The organism is Desertibacillus haloalkaliphilus (genome assembly GCF_019039105.1).
Lineage (GTDB): Bacteria > Bacillota > Bacilli > Bacillales > KJ1-10-99 > Desertibacillus > Desertibacillus haloalkaliphilus.
In genome coordinates, this window is sequence record NZ_JAHPIV010000002.1 from 158828 (window position 1) to 176987 (window position 18160).

The 18160-nt window shown below is 36.7% G+C and carries 31 protein-coding genes and 1 pseudogene; 26 read left to right on the plus strand and 6 right to left on the minus strand.

Going from position 1 to position 18160, the window contains the following annotated elements:
• Positions 1-5: 5 nt before the first annotated feature.
• Positions 6-194, minus strand: coding sequence for a hypothetical protein (locus KH400_RS02965; RefSeq protein ID WP_217221708.1), 189 nt, complete (start codon positions 192-194; stop codon positions 6-8).
• Between the two features lie 279 nt (positions 195-473).
• Here KH400_RS02965 and ykzB point away from each other — a divergent pair, with 279 nt between their 5' ends.
• Positions 474-620 (plus strand): protein YkzB, encoded by a 147-nt coding sequence (gene ykzB / locus KH400_RS02970; protein ID WP_217221709.1) that lies wholly within the window; start codon positions 474-476, stop codon positions 618-620.
• A 133-nt stretch (positions 621-753) separates the two neighbouring features.
• On the opposite strand, the gene KH400_RS02975 is transcribed toward ykzB, so the two are convergent.
• Positions 754-1068, minus strand: a complete 315-nt coding sequence (locus KH400_RS02975) for a hypothetical protein (RefSeq protein WP_217221710.1) — start codon at positions 1066-1068, stop codon at positions 754-756.
• Between the two features lie 184 nt (positions 1069-1252).
• On the opposite strand from KH400_RS02975, the pseudogene sigK reads away from it, so the two are divergent.
• A pseudogene (sigK, locus tag KH400_RS02980) lies at positions 1253-1699 on the plus strand (RNA polymerase sporulation sigma factor SigK); the annotation flags it as partial.
• Positions 1700-1780: 81 nt separating this feature from the next.
• Complete coding sequence (locus KH400_RS02985) at positions 1781-3361, plus strand: hypothetical protein (RefSeq protein WP_217221711.1); 1581 nt, start codon at positions 1781-1783, stop codon at positions 3359-3361.
• 26 nt (positions 3362-3387) lie between these two features.
• Here KH400_RS02985 and KH400_RS02990 read toward each other — a convergent pair whose 3' ends face one another.
• From KH400_RS02990 to KH400_RS03005, 4 genes are all read right to left on the minus strand, one after another.
• Positions 3388-4938 carry a recombinase family protein gene (locus tag KH400_RS02990; protein WP_217221712.1) on the minus strand — a complete coding sequence of 517 codons (1551 nt, stop codon included), beginning with the start codon at positions 4936-4938 and terminating at the stop codon, positions 3388-3390.
• A 14-nt stretch (positions 4939-4952) separates the two neighbouring features.
• Positions 4953-5423: an ImmA/IrrE family metallo-endopeptidase gene (locus KH400_RS02995; protein ID WP_217221713.1), complete on the minus strand. Its 471-nt coding sequence runs from the start codon at positions 5421-5423 to the stop codon at positions 4953-4955.
• Between the two features lie 92 nt (positions 5424-5515).
• Positions 5516-6184 (minus strand): restriction endonuclease, encoded by a 669-nt coding sequence (locus KH400_RS03000; RefSeq protein WP_217221714.1) that lies wholly within the window; start codon positions 6182-6184, stop codon positions 5516-5518.
• An 11-nt stretch (positions 6185-6195) separates the two neighbouring features.
• Entirely contained in the window at positions 6196-6591 is a 396-nt protein-coding gene (locus KH400_RS03005; RefSeq protein WP_217221715.1) for a helix-turn-helix domain-containing protein, read from the minus strand.
• A 173-nt stretch (positions 6592-6764) separates the two neighbouring features.
• On the opposite strand from KH400_RS03005, the gene KH400_RS03010 reads away from it, so the two are divergent.
• From KH400_RS03010 to KH400_RS03120, 23 genes are all read left to right on the plus strand, one after another.
• Complete coding sequence (locus KH400_RS03010) at positions 6765-7031, plus strand: helix-turn-helix transcriptional regulator (RefSeq protein WP_217221716.1); 267 nt, start codon at positions 6765-6767, stop codon at positions 7029-7031.
• A gap of 55 nt (positions 7032-7086) precedes the next feature.
• Positions 7087-7332, plus strand: coding sequence for a hypothetical protein (locus tag KH400_RS03015; protein WP_217221717.1), 246 nt, complete (start codon positions 7087-7089; stop codon positions 7330-7332).
• A 192-nt stretch (positions 7333-7524) separates the two neighbouring features.
• Positions 7525-8595 carry a hypothetical protein gene (locus KH400_RS03020; RefSeq protein ID WP_217221718.1) on the plus strand — a complete coding sequence of 357 codons (1071 nt, stop codon included), beginning with the start codon at positions 7525-7527 and terminating at the stop codon, positions 8593-8595.
• Positions 8596-8757: 162 nt separating this feature from the next.
• On the plus strand, positions 8758-8949 hold the full coding sequence (locus KH400_RS03025) for a hypothetical protein (RefSeq protein WP_217221719.1): 192 nt from the start codon (positions 8758-8760) through the stop codon (positions 8947-8949).
• A gap of 68 nt (positions 8950-9017) precedes the next feature.
• A complete protein-coding gene (locus KH400_RS03030) occupies positions 9018-9218 on the plus strand; it encodes a helix-turn-helix domain-containing protein (protein ID WP_246589255.1) in 201 nt (66 codons plus the stop codon).
• 27 nt (positions 9219-9245) lie between these two features.
• Positions 9246-9536 carry a hypothetical protein gene (locus tag KH400_RS03035; protein WP_217221720.1) on the plus strand — a complete coding sequence of 97 codons (291 nt, stop codon included), beginning with the start codon at positions 9246-9248 and terminating at the stop codon, positions 9534-9536.
• 299 nt (positions 9537-9835) lie between these two features.
• Positions 9836-10072 carry a hypothetical protein gene (locus KH400_RS03040; RefSeq protein WP_217221721.1) on the plus strand — a complete coding sequence of 79 codons (237 nt, stop codon included), beginning with the start codon at positions 9836-9838 and terminating at the stop codon, positions 10070-10072.
• A gap of 121 nt (positions 10073-10193) precedes the next feature.
• Complete coding sequence (locus KH400_RS03045) at positions 10194-10334, plus strand: hypothetical protein (RefSeq protein ID WP_217221722.1); 141 nt, start codon at positions 10194-10196, stop codon at positions 10332-10334.
• Positions 10335-10353: 19 nt separating this feature from the next.
• Positions 10354-10512 carry a PTS ascorbate transporter subunit IIC gene (locus KH400_RS03050; RefSeq protein WP_217221723.1) on the plus strand — a complete coding sequence of 53 codons (159 nt, stop codon included), beginning with the start codon at positions 10354-10356 and terminating at the stop codon, positions 10510-10512.
• A gap of 9 nt (positions 10513-10521) precedes the next feature.
• Positions 10522-11316, plus strand: a complete 795-nt coding sequence (locus KH400_RS23930; RefSeq protein ID WP_246589257.1) for a hypothetical protein — start codon at positions 10522-10524, stop codon at positions 11314-11316.
• A 73-nt stretch (positions 11317-11389) separates the two neighbouring features.
• Positions 11390-11596, plus strand: coding sequence for a hypothetical protein (locus KH400_RS03060; RefSeq protein ID WP_246589258.1), 207 nt, complete (start codon positions 11390-11392; stop codon positions 11594-11596).
• Between the two features lie 64 nt (positions 11597-11660).
• Positions 11661-12791 (plus strand): ICP22 family protein, encoded by a 1131-nt coding sequence (locus KH400_RS03065; RefSeq protein WP_217221724.1) that lies wholly within the window; start codon positions 11661-11663, stop codon positions 12789-12791.
• 16 nt (positions 12792-12807) lie between these two features.
• On the plus strand, positions 12808-14919 hold the full coding sequence (locus KH400_RS03070) for a fibronectin type III domain-containing protein (protein WP_217221725.1): 2112 nt from the start codon (positions 12808-12810) through the stop codon (positions 14917-14919).
• Positions 14916-15071, plus strand: coding sequence for a hypothetical protein (locus KH400_RS03075; RefSeq protein ID WP_217221726.1), 156 nt, complete (start codon positions 14916-14918; stop codon positions 15069-15071). Before KH400_RS03070 ends, KH400_RS03075 begins: the two co-directional genes overlap by 4 nt.
• Before the next feature lie 3 nt (positions 15072-15074).
• Positions 15075-15617, plus strand: a complete 543-nt coding sequence (locus tag KH400_RS03080; RefSeq protein ID WP_217221727.1) for a hypothetical protein — start codon at positions 15075-15077, stop codon at positions 15615-15617.
• Positions 15618-15893 carry a hypothetical protein gene (locus tag KH400_RS03085; protein WP_217221728.1) on the plus strand — a complete coding sequence of 92 codons (276 nt, stop codon included), beginning with the start codon at positions 15618-15620 and terminating at the stop codon, positions 15891-15893.
• Positions 15884-16033 (plus strand): hypothetical protein, encoded by a 150-nt coding sequence (locus tag KH400_RS03090; protein ID WP_217221729.1) that lies wholly within the window; start codon positions 15884-15886, stop codon positions 16031-16033. Before KH400_RS03085 ends, KH400_RS03090 begins: the two co-directional genes overlap by 10 nt.
• The gene (locus tag KH400_RS03095; protein WP_217221730.1) at positions 16034-16432 is read left to right on the plus strand and encodes a hypothetical protein; all 399 of its coding nucleotides are present in this window, start codon (positions 16034-16036) and stop codon (positions 16430-16432) included.
• Positions 16433-16443: 11 nt separating this feature from the next.
• Entirely contained in the window at positions 16444-16596 is a 153-nt protein-coding gene (locus KH400_RS03100; protein ID WP_217221731.1) for a hypothetical protein, read from the plus strand.
• 61 nt (positions 16597-16657) lie between these two features.
• Positions 16658-17008, plus strand: a complete 351-nt coding sequence (locus KH400_RS03105; RefSeq protein ID WP_217221732.1) for a hypothetical protein — start codon at positions 16658-16660, stop codon at positions 17006-17008.
• The gene (locus KH400_RS03110) at positions 17008-17643 is read left to right on the plus strand and encodes an ATPase (protein WP_217221733.1); all 636 of its coding nucleotides are present in this window, start codon (positions 17008-17010) and stop codon (positions 17641-17643) included. The genes KH400_RS03105 and KH400_RS03110 overlap by 1 nt, the downstream gene beginning before the upstream one ends.
• A complete protein-coding gene (locus KH400_RS03115) occupies positions 17640-17822 on the plus strand; it encodes a hypothetical protein (RefSeq protein WP_217221734.1) in 183 nt (60 codons plus the stop codon). Before KH400_RS03110 ends, KH400_RS03115 begins: the two co-directional genes overlap by 4 nt.
• Positions 17788-18147 carry a hypothetical protein gene (locus KH400_RS03120; protein ID WP_217221735.1) on the plus strand — a complete coding sequence of 120 codons (360 nt, stop codon included), beginning with the start codon at positions 17788-17790 and terminating at the stop codon, positions 18145-18147. Before KH400_RS03115 ends, KH400_RS03120 begins: the two co-directional genes overlap by 35 nt.
• The last annotated feature ends 13 nt before the right edge of the window (positions 18148-18160 follow it).

Here is an 18160-nt window from a genome sequence, read left to right on the forward strand (position 1 = left end):
TTTTACTAAAGGTGAACTAATGTAGCTTCTTTATTTTTTTGCTCGACAATTTCCTTCCATTCATTTAGTGTTCGAACGGCTTCTTCATATTCACGTTGACTAACAAGCTTTGTCCCATCTTGATCAAAGTGGATATAATACTGTAATCCATCTCCAGTGGTATGTACACTTACACCTCTTATTACGTCTCTCATCACGAGCACCCCTTTCTGTAACGTATGAATGAACTGTTTATTCGTTTATGATTAAATGCATATTCACTAAAATGATACCAATAATTTGTTTGTATTTGTATGATTTTGACGATATTTTTTTGATTTGTCACCAATTGAATAATAAATGTATGCATGTTGAAAGATTGGTCCAATAGTAAAAGTTTTTTCGTACATTATCTTCCAATCCTGATGTAAAAACATTTGATCTACCGTAAAATCAGAGTAACAAATCAGTCAGATAGTGAGGGAGTGGTTAGCATGGATAAACAGTTAATTGAATTAGCCAAAGAAATCGTAGCTCTAGATCGATTACGTGATAAAAGATTAGAAGATTTGATCATATTAGCAGGGAATGATGCCAATGAGGTGTTGAGGAAAGTTCAAATTGGGATGATAAAATACTGATTAATAAGCTCAATAACAGGTAGATAGTCATTTCGAAACAAAAATCATTTGATCAGTTTAAGTCTGTCCTAAAAGGGGATGAATCCGCTTTTAGGACAGTTTAATAATCAACAGGTAACTAAAGCTTTTCCGCTCAAAGCAGAAATGTACTAATGAACGTCGTTGCAATCCCTACAACTGACGCATACAACCATAGCTTAAGTCTAGCTATTTTCTTTTCAACAAAATCTTTGCGAACGTACTGCTCTTCATAAATCGTATCTTGAATAATAATTTTTACACGATCATAGTCTGGTACTTGATCGAGTGCTTCTTTGATCATGTTTTCCGTTTTTTCTACCGTTGGTAACTCTTCATGTTCTCTTAGCTGTTCTTCTGCTACGGATAGCCTCGTTTTCAACTCATTGAGTTCGATCTCATACGTTTGCATGTCTTTTGTATCCGCCATTCCTAACCACCTTATCATACATAGGTTTTGAAATTATAACAGGTGCCTAGTGGTAAACTATGTCACAAATGCTTAGTTGTGAAGTTATGGATGTAGAAACAACTTGTTCTTTTTTTATTGTACAGACACAGTCAAGCCCAATCCAACATAGACATGAGATATGAGTCTAATTGGAGGTGAGAAAGTGTCAAGTATTATTGCCGCATTCACCTACTTTATAAAAGAAGTGATGTTGTTTGTTTCGTTTGTTAAAAATAATGCGTTTCCACAACCACTAAAAAAAGAAGAGGAACGTAAATATTTAGAATTAATGGAGAAGGGAGATGAAGAAGCTAGAAACATTCTGATTGAACATAACCTTCGCTTAGTCGCTCACATTGTCAAAAAATTTGAGAATACGCGTGAGGATTCTGAAGACCTCATTTCGATTGGAACTATTGGATTAATAAAAGCAATTGAGAGCTATTCTTACGGTAAGGGAACGAAATTAGCCACATATGCAGCAAGGTGTATAGAAAATGAAATTCTTATGCATTTACGTGCACTAAAAAAAGTAAAAAAAGATGTCTCATTACATGACCCAATCGGTACAGATAAAGAAGGAAATGAAATAACACTAACGGGTTATCTGTTTTATTAGTTAGAGGATTCTCCCAAAAAGTATAGAAATTGATGTATATACTTGTCAAAAATACTAGGGAGGGGAATTTCTATGTCGAAAGTAGAAGAGTTAGATGAGAAGATGATGGAATTTTTTCAATACTATAGTAATTATAATAAGGTGCTTTCTGATTTTTTGGGTTGGGATATTTCATTTTTATATGGTGAAGAAAATGATTTGGTTAAGATTTCATATCCGACCAGTAATTTTTTTATTGAAGATGACACTTTTGAAAAAGCTTCTGATAAAAAAATGTACATAGATACTATGATTAATACTTTATATGAATTGAAGCAGAAGTATCCTGTTTTTGATCCATCTTTAAAATATATTTTAATTGATAAGTGGGTAAATAATATATTCTTAAATGAATGTGAAGGTTTAACGAATGAAATTGAAAAATTTTTAATGGCATTTAAAGAAGATTGTATTAACTTATGTTATAAGACCTATGAAAATACTGATATTAAGTTAGGAATAATAGGTTTCTTTCAAGAAACTGTTTATTCTGTGAAAGAAACTTTAGAAAAAAACAACTTAGATTTTATAGAGTTTGATACTCCTAATACATTAAGTGAGGTTATCAAATCAAAACCAACATTTAAATTAATCGATGGTAAATCATTAAGTTTGGTTATTAATGATTTTGAAGTTATAGGACTTGCTAGAAAAAAGAAGGATAGTAATAGCATTAGAGACATAATTCTCGAGAATAATATAGAACTCCAAAATATTAAAAATGAATTATATTGTAAGTTAATTGTTAAAAATATGATCGAACAGGCGATCGATGAAGACAGTTCGATAAGTAAGGTAGGTATTGATTATGATAAAATTGTTGATGATATAAATAATTTATTGGAAAAGTCAAATAAGAAGAAACCTAACTATTTTTATGTAGATGTATTTAATAAAGGTTTTGATGTGTATTTTTCAACAGGGGTAATCCTTGCGTATAACAAAGGTTTTTGGAGAGTCAAGAATTATAATTTATTATTTGAAATTTTAATTGAAAACTTACTAGTGGAGGATTTGAAGCGAACTATTGGAATGATGGTTTATGAACATAAGAATGGAGAGTCGGTTTACAAAGTTATTGTAGAGTCAATTAATAGGTTTATAAATTATATTAAAAATTTATCTCAACAAAATTCCGGTGCACTTTTTGTGATCCTTGAAAATAATAAAGAAATCATTGAAAGCGAAAATGGAAAAATAAATATGTCCTTATACGAAAATCAATTAGAATTTGATCAAGTGTATGATATTATTCCAAATGAACTAATCGATAAGGAACTTCTAGGAAAAGGAACTTATAATGACATTCAAAAGGATAGTAATCTGTATAAAGATATATTAAATATTGATAAATATCTCTTTTACTTAATATCATCGTTGGATGGTGCAGTTTTACTTGATAGCTCATTTAATATTCTTAGCTTTGGTGAGAATATTAAAACTTCAGAGTTACTCGCTTCTGGGACAAGTGACCTGCAACAAGCTAGTATTAATGGAACTCGGACCTACGCAGCGGTAGCTGCATCAAAATTTGGAATAGCGGTAAAAATATCAGAGGATGGAGATATAGAGGTATATAGAGAAATGGATGCTGAACCATTGTTAAGGATATAATAATTGAAAGAGGTATTAAACCCCTTTCAATTAGATAGCCTAGGATACAACACCAGCTCAAAATCATCATTGCGTTGGTGTTTTTCTTTTTTGTAAACAGCTTTATCAAGCACTGTTTTTAGTAGTGCGTTTCTTTTGCTTGGATCGGGGTCTTGACGATACATATCTAGGACATTTTGTACCTTCGGGATGATATCCTTTTGTGCTTGCTCACGTTGTTTCTCTTCGTAAATATCTGATTTAGCTTCCTCAATGTACAGCCTTGTTTCATTAATGCGGTTTGAAATTGTTTCGGATCGTTCCAAATATGTTTCCTCATCGTAGATTCCGCGTTCAAGGAAATCGTGAAGCCGGTTCTTTTGTTGCTGCAATTCCTCTAATTCCTTTTGTAATCCTACTAATGCATTTCTTTTTAATTCAACTATTGAATCATCAGATTCCTTTTCCGGTGCATGTTGCTCCCATTGGGCTTTATATTGTTCAAGCCAAATTTTTAATCCGGCTATTAATCTATTTTCTACGTGTTCAAAGCGTGTGCTTTTTGATTCGCAGAATTGGTTGTAGCATTTTATATGTGCAGCTTGTTTTGTATAAGGCCTTTTGATGACTGATGAACCGCAATGACCGCATTTGATTAACCCTGCTAATGGGTTTGTAATGCCGTTTTGTAATTGGTAAGGAACATGGTATTTTTTCTTTAAAATATCTTGAGCTTTTTGATAGGTTTCTAGTGAAATGATAGGTTCATGTTTCCCTTCAACGTCGATCCATTCCTCTTGTGGGCGTGTTTTAGTATCCCGACGCTTCCCAGGCTCAACAGACTTCTTTTGTTCTTTTTTTTTCCACTGAATTCGACCAGCATAAACCGCGTTTTTTATTATCGTTAGAACAGAACTGCTACTCCACTTTTTCCCCGTATAAGTTTTATAACCTAACTGGTTTAGTTTTGCAGCGATTTTTGCCGTTGCAATTCGCTCTGTATGATCAGGATGGGTGTACCATTCAAAGATCATTTTTACGATGGGAGCTTGATCAGGGTGCGGTTCAAGCGTCCGCCCGTTGTCTAACTCTTTGATGATATAACCATAAGGGGGACGCGTAGCAATATAATTTCCATCCTCAACCGATCGTATACGCCCACCTTGCAAACGTCGAGTGATGATCTTTAACTCTTTACGAGCCATGAACGCTTCAAATTCACTGTATTCCTCGTCCCATTCGTCCGAGAGATCATAAACTTTTCGAGGTGTAATGATCTTTGTTTTCGATTGTTGGAAGGTTTCAAGTATTAACCCTTGCTCACGCATGTTACCGCGTCCAAGTCGATCCATATCCATAACAAGTACAGCATTATATTTTTTATTTTCTACTTCTTTCAGTAATTCAAGCATCTGCGGTCGGTGCATGAGACTTTCCCCAGAGACGATTTCTTCACGTATTTTAATGATGTTAATGTTTTGTTTTTGCGCTACCTTTAACAAGGTTTTCTTATGTTTAGCGAGTGTTTCACCTTCTCCACGTGCTTCCGCTTCAAGATCGGCACGAGATTTACGAAGATACATGCAGACCCGTTCCATAGCAATCACCTTTTCTAAATAGCCTTTCTATTATTATAAATCTTTGTAAGCCGTTCATGACAAAGTTTTGGGGTAACCTTGAAGCGATCGGACATAATTTCTATAATGTCTGGGTCGTGTAAGTCCAAGTCAAAAAGCATGTGATAAGGTATAGCAGCATAGCGAGTAAAATGCCAGGCGTCTCTTTCTTGAAGCTCACGGAAGGCCTTTGACATTACTAGTTGCTGTCCCTCATGCCTTAAGATATGACACAGTTCATGATAGAACTGTTCACGCTGTTGTTGATGATCAAGGCTTGCTTTCACGGTTATTAGTTTTAGGCTTCCTAGCTGTATTGAATGAGCTTCCAGTGATCGTTTAAAGTGTATTCGGTAGGCGCGAGAGATATATTCCTCTGTTAGATTTTCTGGTGAAAAAATGCCGATTTTCTTATAGCGAGTCATAATCCATTCTTCTAGTGCAGTTGGTTGGTATACGATTTTCATAAAATCCCCCTCATCCAAGAAAAAGAGAACAAACGTTCTAGTTAATAATAAAAAACAAAGCCCTATTTGTAAAGGCTTTGTTTTTTAACCATTTAACCAGTCTTTTTCTTTGTAACTGGAAGTTTGTAGAAGTATTCTCCAGAAGATATTTTGGCTTTTGTTATGTTTGGAGAGGTTATGTAATCTTTGGGGGTATATGTAACCTTTTTAGGTTCCCTTTCAATAATATCTTTTATCGATGAATATTGCCCTTTTTTAAAAAAGGTTATTATTTTCTTTAAATCATTACGATCGATAATATTAATATTACAAGCAGTTCCTAGTTTTTTACTTCCGGCGCTAATATTTGTAGTTGAAGTAATAACAAGGCCTTTTGTACAACTATAAAACGGTTGTGCTGTATAGGCCTGCTGTAAAGCATCCATATTTAGTGAATTACCTTCTTTTATTCGTTTTGCTTGAATTACTGTCCGGTTCCCTTGACGGTCTTTAAAGATTACATCGGCTCCGAAATCTCTTGATTGTTGCGTTATGTATGTATTTTCATATCCAATTGCAGTGAATAAGACAAATAAATAATGTTCAAATCCAGAACCATCTTTCATCTTATCGATATCGTTAATTGTTATTTTTCGTAAATCATATTGTGTTTTTCGTATATTAGTTGGTGGATAAAACACCAATAAAAATAAACCTATTGCGACTGCTATTAATAAAATAATTATTGCTAATGCGATAGCCTGTGCTTGCAATGTATCCATTGTCATCCCCCTTATTTTTCTTTATTCCTTTCCTTTGCCTTATGAGCTACCCACTCAAAATGCCTTTTCAACTCTTCGACATCTTCTGGGGTGAAGTGTTTCCAGGCGTCCATGTCATGAAAGAAGATGTTTTCAATCCCTAAATCCTCTAGGACTTTATTTATTTCAGCTAGTGGATCATAGGTAGCGGTTTCTTTCTTTGGGGATGGATCGTCTGATCGTCCAAGGAGGTAATCGGTTGAAGTACTTAGAGCGTTTGCTAGATCAGAAAGCATATCATTTGAAGGTGAGCTATATCCCGTTTCATAGTTTGAAATTGTAGTCTTTTTTGTATTGACTTTTTTAGCTAGTTCTTCTTGTGTAAGTTTCCTTATCTTCCTTGCTTGACGTAATCTTTGCGATAACATAAGCATTCCCCTTTTATGTAGTAAATACGTTCAAGATAATTGTACTTCAAAATAATAAAAAATAAATTAAAATCCAAAATAGTTGTACTTATGTATTGACATCCAAAATACTTGGACTTAAAATGAACTTAAATAAATTCAAGATTCTTGGATTTGTTAGAGGAGGTGTTAAATTGAAAAATGTTGCTTTAATTAATGCGCGTAAAAAAGCTAATCTGTCTCAAGAAAAGTTAGCTGATATCATGGGCTGTAAAAAGACAACTATAAGTAACTGGGAGAATGGTTATTCAATCCCTAGGTTAAAGGACGCTTTTATGTTGTCTCATGTATTAAAAGCAGATATTAACGACCTTTTTTTATGTTATAAAGTCCAAGAAACTCATACAAATAATGTTGCCTTTATAAAAAAAACGACAAAATTAATTAACAAAATTTCTTAATTTATTATTTCGTCGATTATTGTCTATTACCTTTTTTGAAAGGGGGAGAAAAAGTATGGCTGTCCATCTGTCCAAACCTCATATAGTGTTACGAGGTGATCAGCAAATGGAAGAGAAAAAGTACGATGCTACTTACAAACTTGGGAAGACTACCGTTCATGTTGTTGCGCCAGAGCCGATGAGTGAGGAAGAACGTTATAAGAGGGTAAGGGAGTTTCACTTGGCTGGTTGGTCGATTTGGAATGACCTTTCTACAGAAAAGAAGCTGGAATTAAATAAAGAGGCAACAGCAGGCGTTTAAAGCCTGTTGCATATGTACAAGCATCCGTGCTTGTACTTGATGATACTCGCAAAAAATGTTGTCAAAATATCTTACATTTCGAAATATCGAAAAAAATGCCGCAAGAGCCACTAACTCTTACAGCATCCAATAAAAAATAGTTTTTTTCATTTTACCATACTACGGAGAAATCGGAAATTGGGGGAATCAACATTGACTGATCAAGTTAACATTACTGAGGGACAAAACGAATTTTCAAAAAGGGATCATATCACAATGGTTTTTCATTACGGGCAGATCGATCGCTGGGTTTCGTATGAGAAAGGGGATGATGTTATTCATTCAGATAATGCCGAGCAGTTTACGGAAGGTCATGAAGTGAAACTGTCTGAGACGGTCTTTATGAAGTGGATGAAGCTAACAACGATGGTTGATCGTACGATGGATCGTAAAGAGGATTTTCATGTGCGTAATAAAGTAACATCGATTGCTAAAATGCTTGGATATAGCAGCACAAGAGGGCTTTATAAGGTTTTAAAACCTTTATATGAAGTCGGATTAGTAGATCTTAAAGAAACAAAAGTAGGTTCATCTAAAATGATTGACATTATTGTCTACCCGTACCCTGTTTACGCAGACACACCAATCTGTAACCTTATGAAAGTGCGTTCATGGGAAAAAAGGGAATCATTCGGTATGGCTCTTTCTTATTCTGGAGTAGAAGCTCGGAACAAAAGTACACAGGAATCGGAACAAAAGTGCACAGGGGACGAGAACGAAAGTGCACAGGAACAGGAACAAAAGTGCACAGGGGTTGAAAACAAAAGTGCACAAGGGGCTGTGAACAAAAGTACACAGGAGCCTGTGCACAAAAGTGCACATACTAATATATATAATCTATCTAATACTAATAAGTCATCAAATATCAATAATCATCTAAGCAGTAAATTGGATCCGTCTGTAAAAATAACTTTCCAAAAATTTGCAGATGAACAAAAGATGAGTGACGATGAAATGACGACGATGATTGATAGATTAATTGGATTTGTACCAAACTCAAAAAAATATAGCAGTCACAAGAAGTATTATGCAAAAACACTGAAGTCTATTCGTGACAACGATAATCGCCAAGTGCGAAAAGACAAACTGCCTAAGAGCTTACAGTACGATCATCAAGAAACAAAAGAAAACCAAGAGCCTAACAACTCATCTAGCTTTGAAGAAGAGAAACAGCGTTTTGAAGAGATGTTAGCACAACGAAAAAAACAAAAGGAGCAAGCCTAATGGTGTCGATTAGCAAGATACGATCAGTGCTATATCAGATGGCTAAATACCTTGGTAACATTAACGCAGTACGTAGGGGGAAGGTAAACCAACGTATCAAAAGGCGAGCAGTTGGTAAGGTCACTGGAAGGCTTTTAGGAAGAATAAAATAAGGGAGTGCAGATGATGACCAATGAAACGTTAAGCATTATCAATGACTTTATCATCGATCAACTAGATCCACTCGATCAGGAGTTAATAAGCGAAGTTACAGCAGACCTTGAACCGATTGAATTATTCAATGAATTGGTCGCAACAGTAAGCGAGGCGCATGAGGTAACGAAGGCGTTTAGGGTGCTGGATAAGGCGTTGTGAAGAGTTGATGTTTACGCATTCGTAATTTAAAAATATTCATTTTACGTTTTCATAAAGGTGGTGGGGCTTTGTCTTTAACATGGGCGATATACGATGTTATGACTGCTGCTGAAGCTGAAACAACTTGGGGGTTAGCTAAAGGAACTGTTCGCGTCTATGCAAATAATCTGGCATTTAACGATGATGAAGCTAGAAAGAGTGCTGGAACATGGCTAGTAACAAATGAAGGGATGACTAGAGTTTTTGGAAGCGATAAAAGGTGTAATTAAGTTAAACCAAAGTAAGGAGGGGTGCAGTTGGGTTATCTGTCGCAGGTCAAGGTGAAGGGTAGGCGTTACATTTATCTCACAGAATACATAGGCATGAGCAGATTTACAACGAAAACAGAGATAAATGTATTCTCTTTTGGCAATCGCGAAAAGGCATTAGAAAAAATGACCTGGTGGCGCAAATATTTTCAAGAATTCCCCCAGGAACTTATTGATCGTGGGTATGGAAAAAAAGACCTTGATGAGTGGATCAGGACATTAGAAACAGGTAAATCCAAGACCGGAAGAAGTAATAAATTTAAAATTAAAGCAAAATGAATTAGGGAGTAAATTTCCCTAATTTTTTTTGTTTAGGGTGCTAGATTTTAAAGAAATAATAATTTCTTATATTTATCTCCCCTCTTCAGCAACTTCCCTAGGTGGAAACTTATCAAAAGTGTCACAATTCACTATATGCTCAATTCAAAAAGTGACTAAGTTAGCAAGAATTTTGCTCACAATCAAAGGATGATCAATAGAACCCCAAAATAAAGTTTTGGGGTATTTTGGGGTACGAACGATTAGAAAAAATTTGTATGATTGGAAACAAATAAAGCAATTGTGCTGAAGGTGATAAGATGGCTGAAGCAAATGAGGTTTATGTTAACTTTCCAGATGAAATGAAAGTATATCCGAAAGATGAGGAAACGATCTTTATTATTCATGATGAGGATCGAACCGAGGAAACGATAATTGAGACTGATCCTGGAAACATACACATTACCCATCAGATGACGTTAGGTGACGTAGTCATTTCAACACTTTTAGCATCTATACTGATTTTTATGATTCTGAATCGGATCATTAGGAGGTAGGCGACATGTATGAAGTCACAAGCGGTTCCAACTCAGATATATTTCTAGTTTATGTTGTAGTCGTTGGTGCTTGTATGATTGCTTATCCGTTAATCAGTTTGATTATAGGGGGCTTGAGTAAATGGAGGTAGGAACTTTACTTGCTGAAGCTTTCAAAGTTTGGCTGGGTAACAGTGATGTAATGGCTTTTGTTTTAGGCTTTACGCTATTTATTACATTCATCCTAGTTACACAGCAAATCTATAACGACACAAGGTCATGAAGGGAGTGGGTCGGATGCAATGGAATCATTAGGTAATGTATGGGATTTTAGTTTTTTCTGGAATGTATTTGGATTCCTTTTGCAGCTAGTCGCACCATTCGTCATGATCATTGTGGCAATTATCGCAGTTGGGTTACTACTTGCAGGGGTTATTTATGCAATCCGTAACAGAAATTAGGTGTTTTTGATGGGTATTGTAAAAAAGGTTGTTTATGTGTTTGTCGCTTTTCTGTTGTTACCGTTCGGTGATGCAGAAGCAAACACAGTAAGGAATAATATTCACAATTACACTGATTATTATGGGAATGAACTCGGTTCTAGCACTCCGCATGTTGCAGCTGACATGTACGCTGATTATCGCTTTACTTCTATAGAAATTAGGGCAAACACATCGTTTTCAATAATCACTGGTGACTACGGTGACTTTGAATCAACAATGCCTTATTCCCATGATGGTGAAGGATTCCAGACGTATACACACAACTTTGCCGATCATAATTATTCGTCGGAAGATACTGATTTATCTATGGAGTACATTTATATTGAGAGTGACCCTTCAGATGGTGAAGTTTTTTTAACAAAAGCTGTAACAAACGATCCAGAAAACATGTTAATCACATGGGATGATACAACCGATGAAGGTGATGATTCAAACGAAAATGATCCAGATCATGAGGGTGATTCCGGTAGCGATGATGGTTCAAGTGGAAGCGACCCCAGTGATGGAGGAAATGACAGTATAGGCGGAACTGATCCGGGCAATGGATTGCCAAGTTATCAAACCTTTTTGAGTGGTAACCGTTTAGGGGATTTATTCACGAATATTAGGTGGCTTCTTTTCTTTGTAGCACCAATTGTCATGATATGGTTTGCGATCAAAGCTATAGGCTTATTGATTCTCACTATTCGAAAAATCTTTGATTCTGGTGACCGCAATAGAAGGAGAGACGACGATGATGACTATGATGTCTATCATTACTAAATGAAGTTAGTAACTGGTTAACACCAGTTCAATATATAAACAACCTCAATGTTTTAAGGAGGAATATAAAAAAATGGAAGAAGAGACAGGAGGAACAGGAATGAACGTAGATTTTTCAGGAGTAACTTTACCGTTTGATGCAGCAGATCTTTTAACAAGTGCAGTTGAATTACTAGGTGTGGTAGGTCCTTTCGTATTACTAGGACTTGCAGTTGTATTTACACCAAAGATTATCGGCCTTATCCGAAATGCAGCAGGATCAGGTGGACGTACTCGATAAAACAGAGCAAGAGAGAGAAGGGGGACCTTCTTTCTCTTTTTGCTAAAAAGGTGCTGGATATTAAATGTTAAATAAAGTTACTAACTCAAATCTAAAGGAAAATGATGTAAAAATCAATTATAAATTTATTGTAGGCTTCCTCGTTTTCGTAATAATGGTTTTATTGATCACGTACCCTGCCTACGCAGTAACAAGCAATGTGTCCTACGATTCTAGTAATGATGTTTATGTTTATACCTATTCGTCCGACACAACAAACAAATTACTTGTTGAGTTTGAAGCTGCAAGTGGTGAAATGTACGGACCTTATGAGTATACAGGGAGTGATTATTTTGTAGGTGAGCATTATCAAACATGCAACGGCAACTACACTATGACGCACATGAATTTTGACGATGTTGTTCACGTTGATGAATTCACAACGACACAAATACAAAACCCTAGCTGTGATAGCTCACCCGGAGAAGGTGAGGATGATGGTGGCAATGATGGTTCATCCGATCCAGTAGAGGGTGGAGATTGTGATTACTGTGAAGTATTTCAATGTCCGGGGTGGAGTGAATATATGAGTGGGCTTAATGACATTAAAGATGCAATCCCTCCCCCACCTAATTGGGAGGAAGTATCTCAGACATTCGCGGAGTCGATTGGGCCAAGTATGGCTAGTGATATAGAAAGTGTTTTAGGGACAGCACCGGAACCACCGGAACCGCCTGGGGAAATTGTTCTGGAACCAGTTAATAAACCTTCCGGTGAAATTATATTCGATTATCGAGAGGAATTAGAGAAAAGCCAACCGACAATGGAAGATAATCAAGAATTACATGACGCAACCTTTGATACACAAGACGTTGCGGATCAAGCGCCAGTACTTGAATATCGAGAGGATGAAAGCGGAGGGTTTAGTATTCAAGACCCTGTTGATTCATTACCAAAGTTAGAATTTGATGATTACCCAATGCCAGGCGAAGGTGCTGGGGCGTGGGATCACCAACCAGAGCAGCCGGAAATGGATATGCCAATGCCGGAAGGTGGGGGAGAGGTTGAACCAATCGGAGAACCACCATTGCCGGATCAACAAACAAATGAAGCACCAGAGCCGGAACAGGGATATGAACCACCAACCCCAGACGGTGAGGATGTTCATCTAGGAAATTATAAAAATCATCCAGACGATCCAGACGGATCAGGTTAAAAGGGGGTTATAAGAATTGAAAAAAAAGTATTTAGCTTTAATGACTTTAGCTATTGGGTTGCTGTTTGGTCATTATGAAGCGTCAGCATCATATTATGCGGATGTGGAATCAGGAGACACTATTCAATTTGGTGGAGTTGAATGGCTTGTTCTTGATCCAGAAGATGGGCGAGTGATTTGGGATGAACCAGATATTAATGGTGACCCCTTTTGGAAAACAAGGACGTTTGACGATGGAAGTTCGAACGTTTGGGAAACGTCAGATGTTAGAGCTGATCTAAATAATAACTTAGTTAATGATTTAGATTTTAGTGATGGATCTAATAGTGATGTTATTACAAATATTGATTTAATAACAGAAGATGAATATATAGAATACTCAACATATTATAACGGTGATATTTTAGATTTTAATGATTGGGACTATCATTGGTGGACGAAAAATCCCACCTCAGATTCGACATTTCGTGTTCAACGTGTTAGCGGCGATGGTTTTATAAACTACAACAGTGCATCATCTTCTATCGGCACCCGCCCCGCTTTGAATTTGGAACCTAGAATATTTAAACCTGTACCAGAAGTTTCGAAATTAACAGCTGATCAAACGGATACAACCGTTACTCTACAATGGGAAAATTCAGATGTCTCAGAGGTTGATAGGGTTAATATTTATAAAGATGATAACTTATCAGCATCATTAAAAAATGGTGAAGATATCTATATATTCAACGAATTAGATTACTCCACTGAATACAGTTTTAAAGTCACAACGGTAAATAATGATGGCGAAGAAAGTGTTGGTAAAACAATTAATGTAAAGACAGACTATATTTATTTAGAAGATATAACTGTACATGGTGTTTATGATTATTATAATCGAATCTTTTTAAATTGGGATAATCCTACACAAGAAGGTTTCGAAAAGGTTTTAGTCTACGAAAATGGAGAGTTTATTGATGAAGTCGAAGCTCCTTATAGTTCGTATCTATTTGAACATTTAAAACCAGATACTGATTATACATTTTTACTAACGTCTCTTTATGATCCTTATGGTGAAACAGAAGGGGTTGAAGTTAATGCGAGAACGTCTCCAGTTCCAGAGGTTGAAGAGTTAACGATAGCATCTAATAGTTACCATGAAGTTAGTTTGATCTGGACACTCCCAGAAATGCAGGGATATGATTTTGCAGCCCTTTATTATGAAGGTGAAAAAGTTGCTCAAACAGACGGTTACAAGTTCTATATTGAAGGTTTTGAACCAGGGAAAACACACGAATTTGAAGTAAAAACGGTAACTGAGGACGGTTACGAATCGAATGGTGTACCTATTTCTGTTGACACACCGGAGGCACCTGAAAAAGAGGACGTTAGTAATGTAGAGGTTTCTACTACTTACGATCGTGTTGACTTGTCTTGGAGTATTCCGGAATACAACCCTAATTTTGAGTTTGTGAGAATCTACAGAAAAGACATGGAAGATAGCGACGAGAATGTAGTATCTACCTTTTTGTTTGGTTCAACGGCTTCAGCAAATGATGATGATTATGATCCTTTATTTGAAACAAATGGTACATACTTCAATGATTTAAGCGTTGAATCAGATAGTGATTATGAATATAAGCTGACAACAGAAAATACCGAAGGTGAAGAATCAGACGGCGTTTTTGTACAAGCATCGACAGAAGAAGAACCACTTCCAGAAATGGGTGGTGTTAATGATGAAAAGGACGAGAATGGAGACTACGTCTATTCGTGGTCAAGACCAACAGAAGGGGAAGTACAAGTATTAGTAGGTAGGGATGAATACGCAACGGTTCCAGCTAGTCAAGGGGAAATAACAATACCTGCTGACGATATGCAATATACGTTGATGGGTGATCCAGACGTTGAATTAGTACCTATTAGTGAATCTGGGTTAGTTGGGGTTCCGTCAGACCCTAATCTGAATTTAGGCGGCACCGGACTTCCATTTTCACCGAATGAGGTTTTAAAAACAGCAATGCAATTCCTTTTGATTATCGGACCTTTCGTTCTCCTTACGTTAGCGGTTTACTTTACACCTAAACTGATACGTTTAATTAAACAATCAGCAAATCAAAATCAAAATCGTAGGAGGGGGAGAGTGTGAGTAGTTCAGTGTTACAAAACGTTTTAGAGGTGCTATTCAGTGACATATTTTTTTACTTATCACCGATCCTCTTTGTTTTTGCTTTTACGCTTTTCTCTGATCGGTTGATTGATTTAGCTTACGGTGCGATCCAACACAAAAGAAGGCGGTAAAACATGTTCCTACTTGAAAACGTCATTGTATTAGGGGTTTTAGGTGATGCTTTCGGCAGTCTGTTTTCAGTCATATGGGATGGAATCGTTTGGATAGGTGAGCAGATCGGCGCTTTCTTTCAATGGTTGGGTGGATTGATATGGGATGCGATTCAATGGCTGGGCGAATTATTAAGAGATTTATTCTATGCCTTGATGGACTTGTTACTAAGTTTCTTTGAATTAATCTACGCTTTGATTGATTCATTGCTTTACTTTCTATTCCAGATCGGCACTTTAGCAGCAAAGCTATTCATTATTCTTTTTGAAGTCGCAAAGCTGATTTATTCGTTCTTTGTTGGGTTTGCGAATACGTTGGCTAGTCTAGCCTACCAACCGCAAACAACAGGCAGTCATGGATATAGCCAGATGATTGGACGGGTGTTTAGTGCAGCTGAACCATTGCAACTAAGTGTCATTGCTTACATGTTGCTTTTTATCATCTGGGTCTTCACAGCAATCCAAGTGATTAAACTATTGTCAAACTTACGAGTAGGGGGAGATTAAATGCGAGAAACGTTAAGAGCATGGGTGGACAGTATTTTCTCCCCTGCTCATACCTTCCTAGATATGGCTATTGAACGTTTACAGAGCGTCCAGCTAGTAACACAACAAGGGTTAAACATCGGTCAACATTTAGCGATTTTTGGAGATATGCCCCATGAATGGCAGCTAGTCATTAATAGTTTATTACTATCACTCGTTTTGATCGGATCGTTGTTTATGTTTAGAGCACTCATGAGAATCTATTTTGCGAAAAAGGACGGTGTTAAATGGTGGTAGATGCTTTTATTTATTTTGTGGCTATCGGTTCTGGAACAGCTACAGGAGTTGGGATTGTTGCATGGATCGGCTGGAAGATCATCCAGAGATCGAACCGCAAAGGGAATGTTGAGAAGAATAAAAGAAAGGCAGTGGTGTAAGTGTTTAGCTTTAAGAGAAAAAGAGATGGGGATGTTTTTGAAGAAACGCCCGATGTTTTGATTGTTTTCGATAATGAAGCGAAAACAAGCGATATAAAACGAATAAATGACATTTCCGAGGATTCGGTGATTGTCACAGGTCAATACAAAGTACCTTTAGAAGATTGTGAGATCACAAACAGCATTGAAGGAAGGCACTTTTTCTATCGTGCGCCCTCTCAATCCATTACAGAAACAAAACGTTTAGCTCAGCTAGAAAAGAACATTGTTTTGAATCAGATTACAAGTTATAGGGATCATTACGCAGAACAAGGGACGGACTTTACGAAAATTGGGTTACTTGTCATTATTGCGATTGCCTTTTTAATGTTTGGGGTTTCTAGTTGCACAGGTGTATAGGAGGTTTGAAAATGGATGAAAAAATCATTTATAAGATTTTCGAAATGAAAGGGCTCGTTGAATCACTCGTTGACCAACAAGAACAAGACGAATCGATTAGTTTTTTATCAGTTGAACGACTTCAATCACACCTTAACGAATGTGTTGATTTAATCACAAAATAACGTGTTGCTGAGGGCTTCTCTGTTGCAACGAAATTAAAATTGAAAGGTAGTTGTACACTAAATGCAAAAAAATAACGATGCTGAAAAGTTGCAAAGTGTCATTGGTGATAATCTCTTTCCAGAAGTTCATCATATATCAGATGTTAAGCAAGTGTTAGAAGAAATGAAAACCAATGCCCAAGAGTTACAAGAGTGGCAGATCAGAGCGATCCTTTTCTTAAAGCATTTAGGATCAAATGAATATTTACATGGACATAAAAACCCATACGTCGAAATTGAAAAAATGATTTTTGACGGCAAGGTGTTGGTAGCTGATCCGAATTATTATGTAGACACAATCGAAGCATTGATTCCAAAACCGCCGAAACCGGTTGTCATGGCGGAAAAAGCACCACAAGGGGGCAAAAGATAATGGCTCAACATTTATTTATCCAAGGGCCACTAGGAAGCGGCAAGACGTTTCTTATGTCATTACTCGCTCACCACTGGAGAGAAAAGGTGTTGGCAAGGGGCGGTGACATTCGATTATTTAGCAATTACGGCTTAAAAGATGCTCAACCGATGGATCACTATTCCGATTGGTACGATGTAGCAAGAGTGCAAGGGAGTATCTGTTGTTGGGATGAAGCACAAATGGCGTTTGATAGTAGACAAGCGTTAAAGTCTAGCTCAATTTACGCCAGCCAGCTAATGATGTTCACTCGTAAGATGAAAAGCGTTCAAATTTATTGTAGTCCGTCGATCAATAACGTTGATAGCCGGATTAGGCAGATTGTCGAGGTGCTGATCAATGTACGAAAGATAGGGAATAAAGGTTTTTCGATTATGTTCACCGACTTTCAAACGGGGGAGTTCATGCACAAACAGTTTTTACCGATGTGGAAAGCTAAAATGATTTTTAAAATGCAACTATATGATACCTATCAAATGGTTAGCGGCTTTCCTTTGCCGAATACAGAGCGAGAAGCAATTAAGTTCTTTGATGAGCTAGATCAGGCTCATAATGAAGGGAGAAGGGTAAAAGAGAGGGTGACTGTCGGATCATGATCAGTTCAGTATGGCTTCCGTTTTTAACAGCTGTCTTCCTTGCTATTGGTTTGTATACGTTTATTGACGTGTCTGTCGAAAATATCAGTCAAAAAATAAAAAAAGTAGTGGCAATTCAACGTATTAAGAAGGAGAGAAAACGAAATGAACCTAGAAAACCTTTCGTTAATACCAGATAATTATAAGGATCGGGATCCACGTAATTTACTTTATCACTTCCCATCTATGCCAAAAGTGAAGTTTGCTAAATTAATGAACAAATTTTATTACTTCAAAGCACTGGAAGCCGTTGAAGAAGCAGCTAGGAAAAATGGTTTCATTTTAGTTCCGTTCCAGTGTATGCATTGGAAACGAAAAAAAGATTATGCTCTTGATCGAAAGGTAAAATGTTGTGGACGATCCTTTTTTATGATGAAGGTTTCAGAATTAACTTCAAGTGAAAAAAATAAACTGATTGCCTTTTTAGAGGAAAATGATCTTTTAGGTAATGTAGTGGCTTCATAAAAACAAAAGAAAG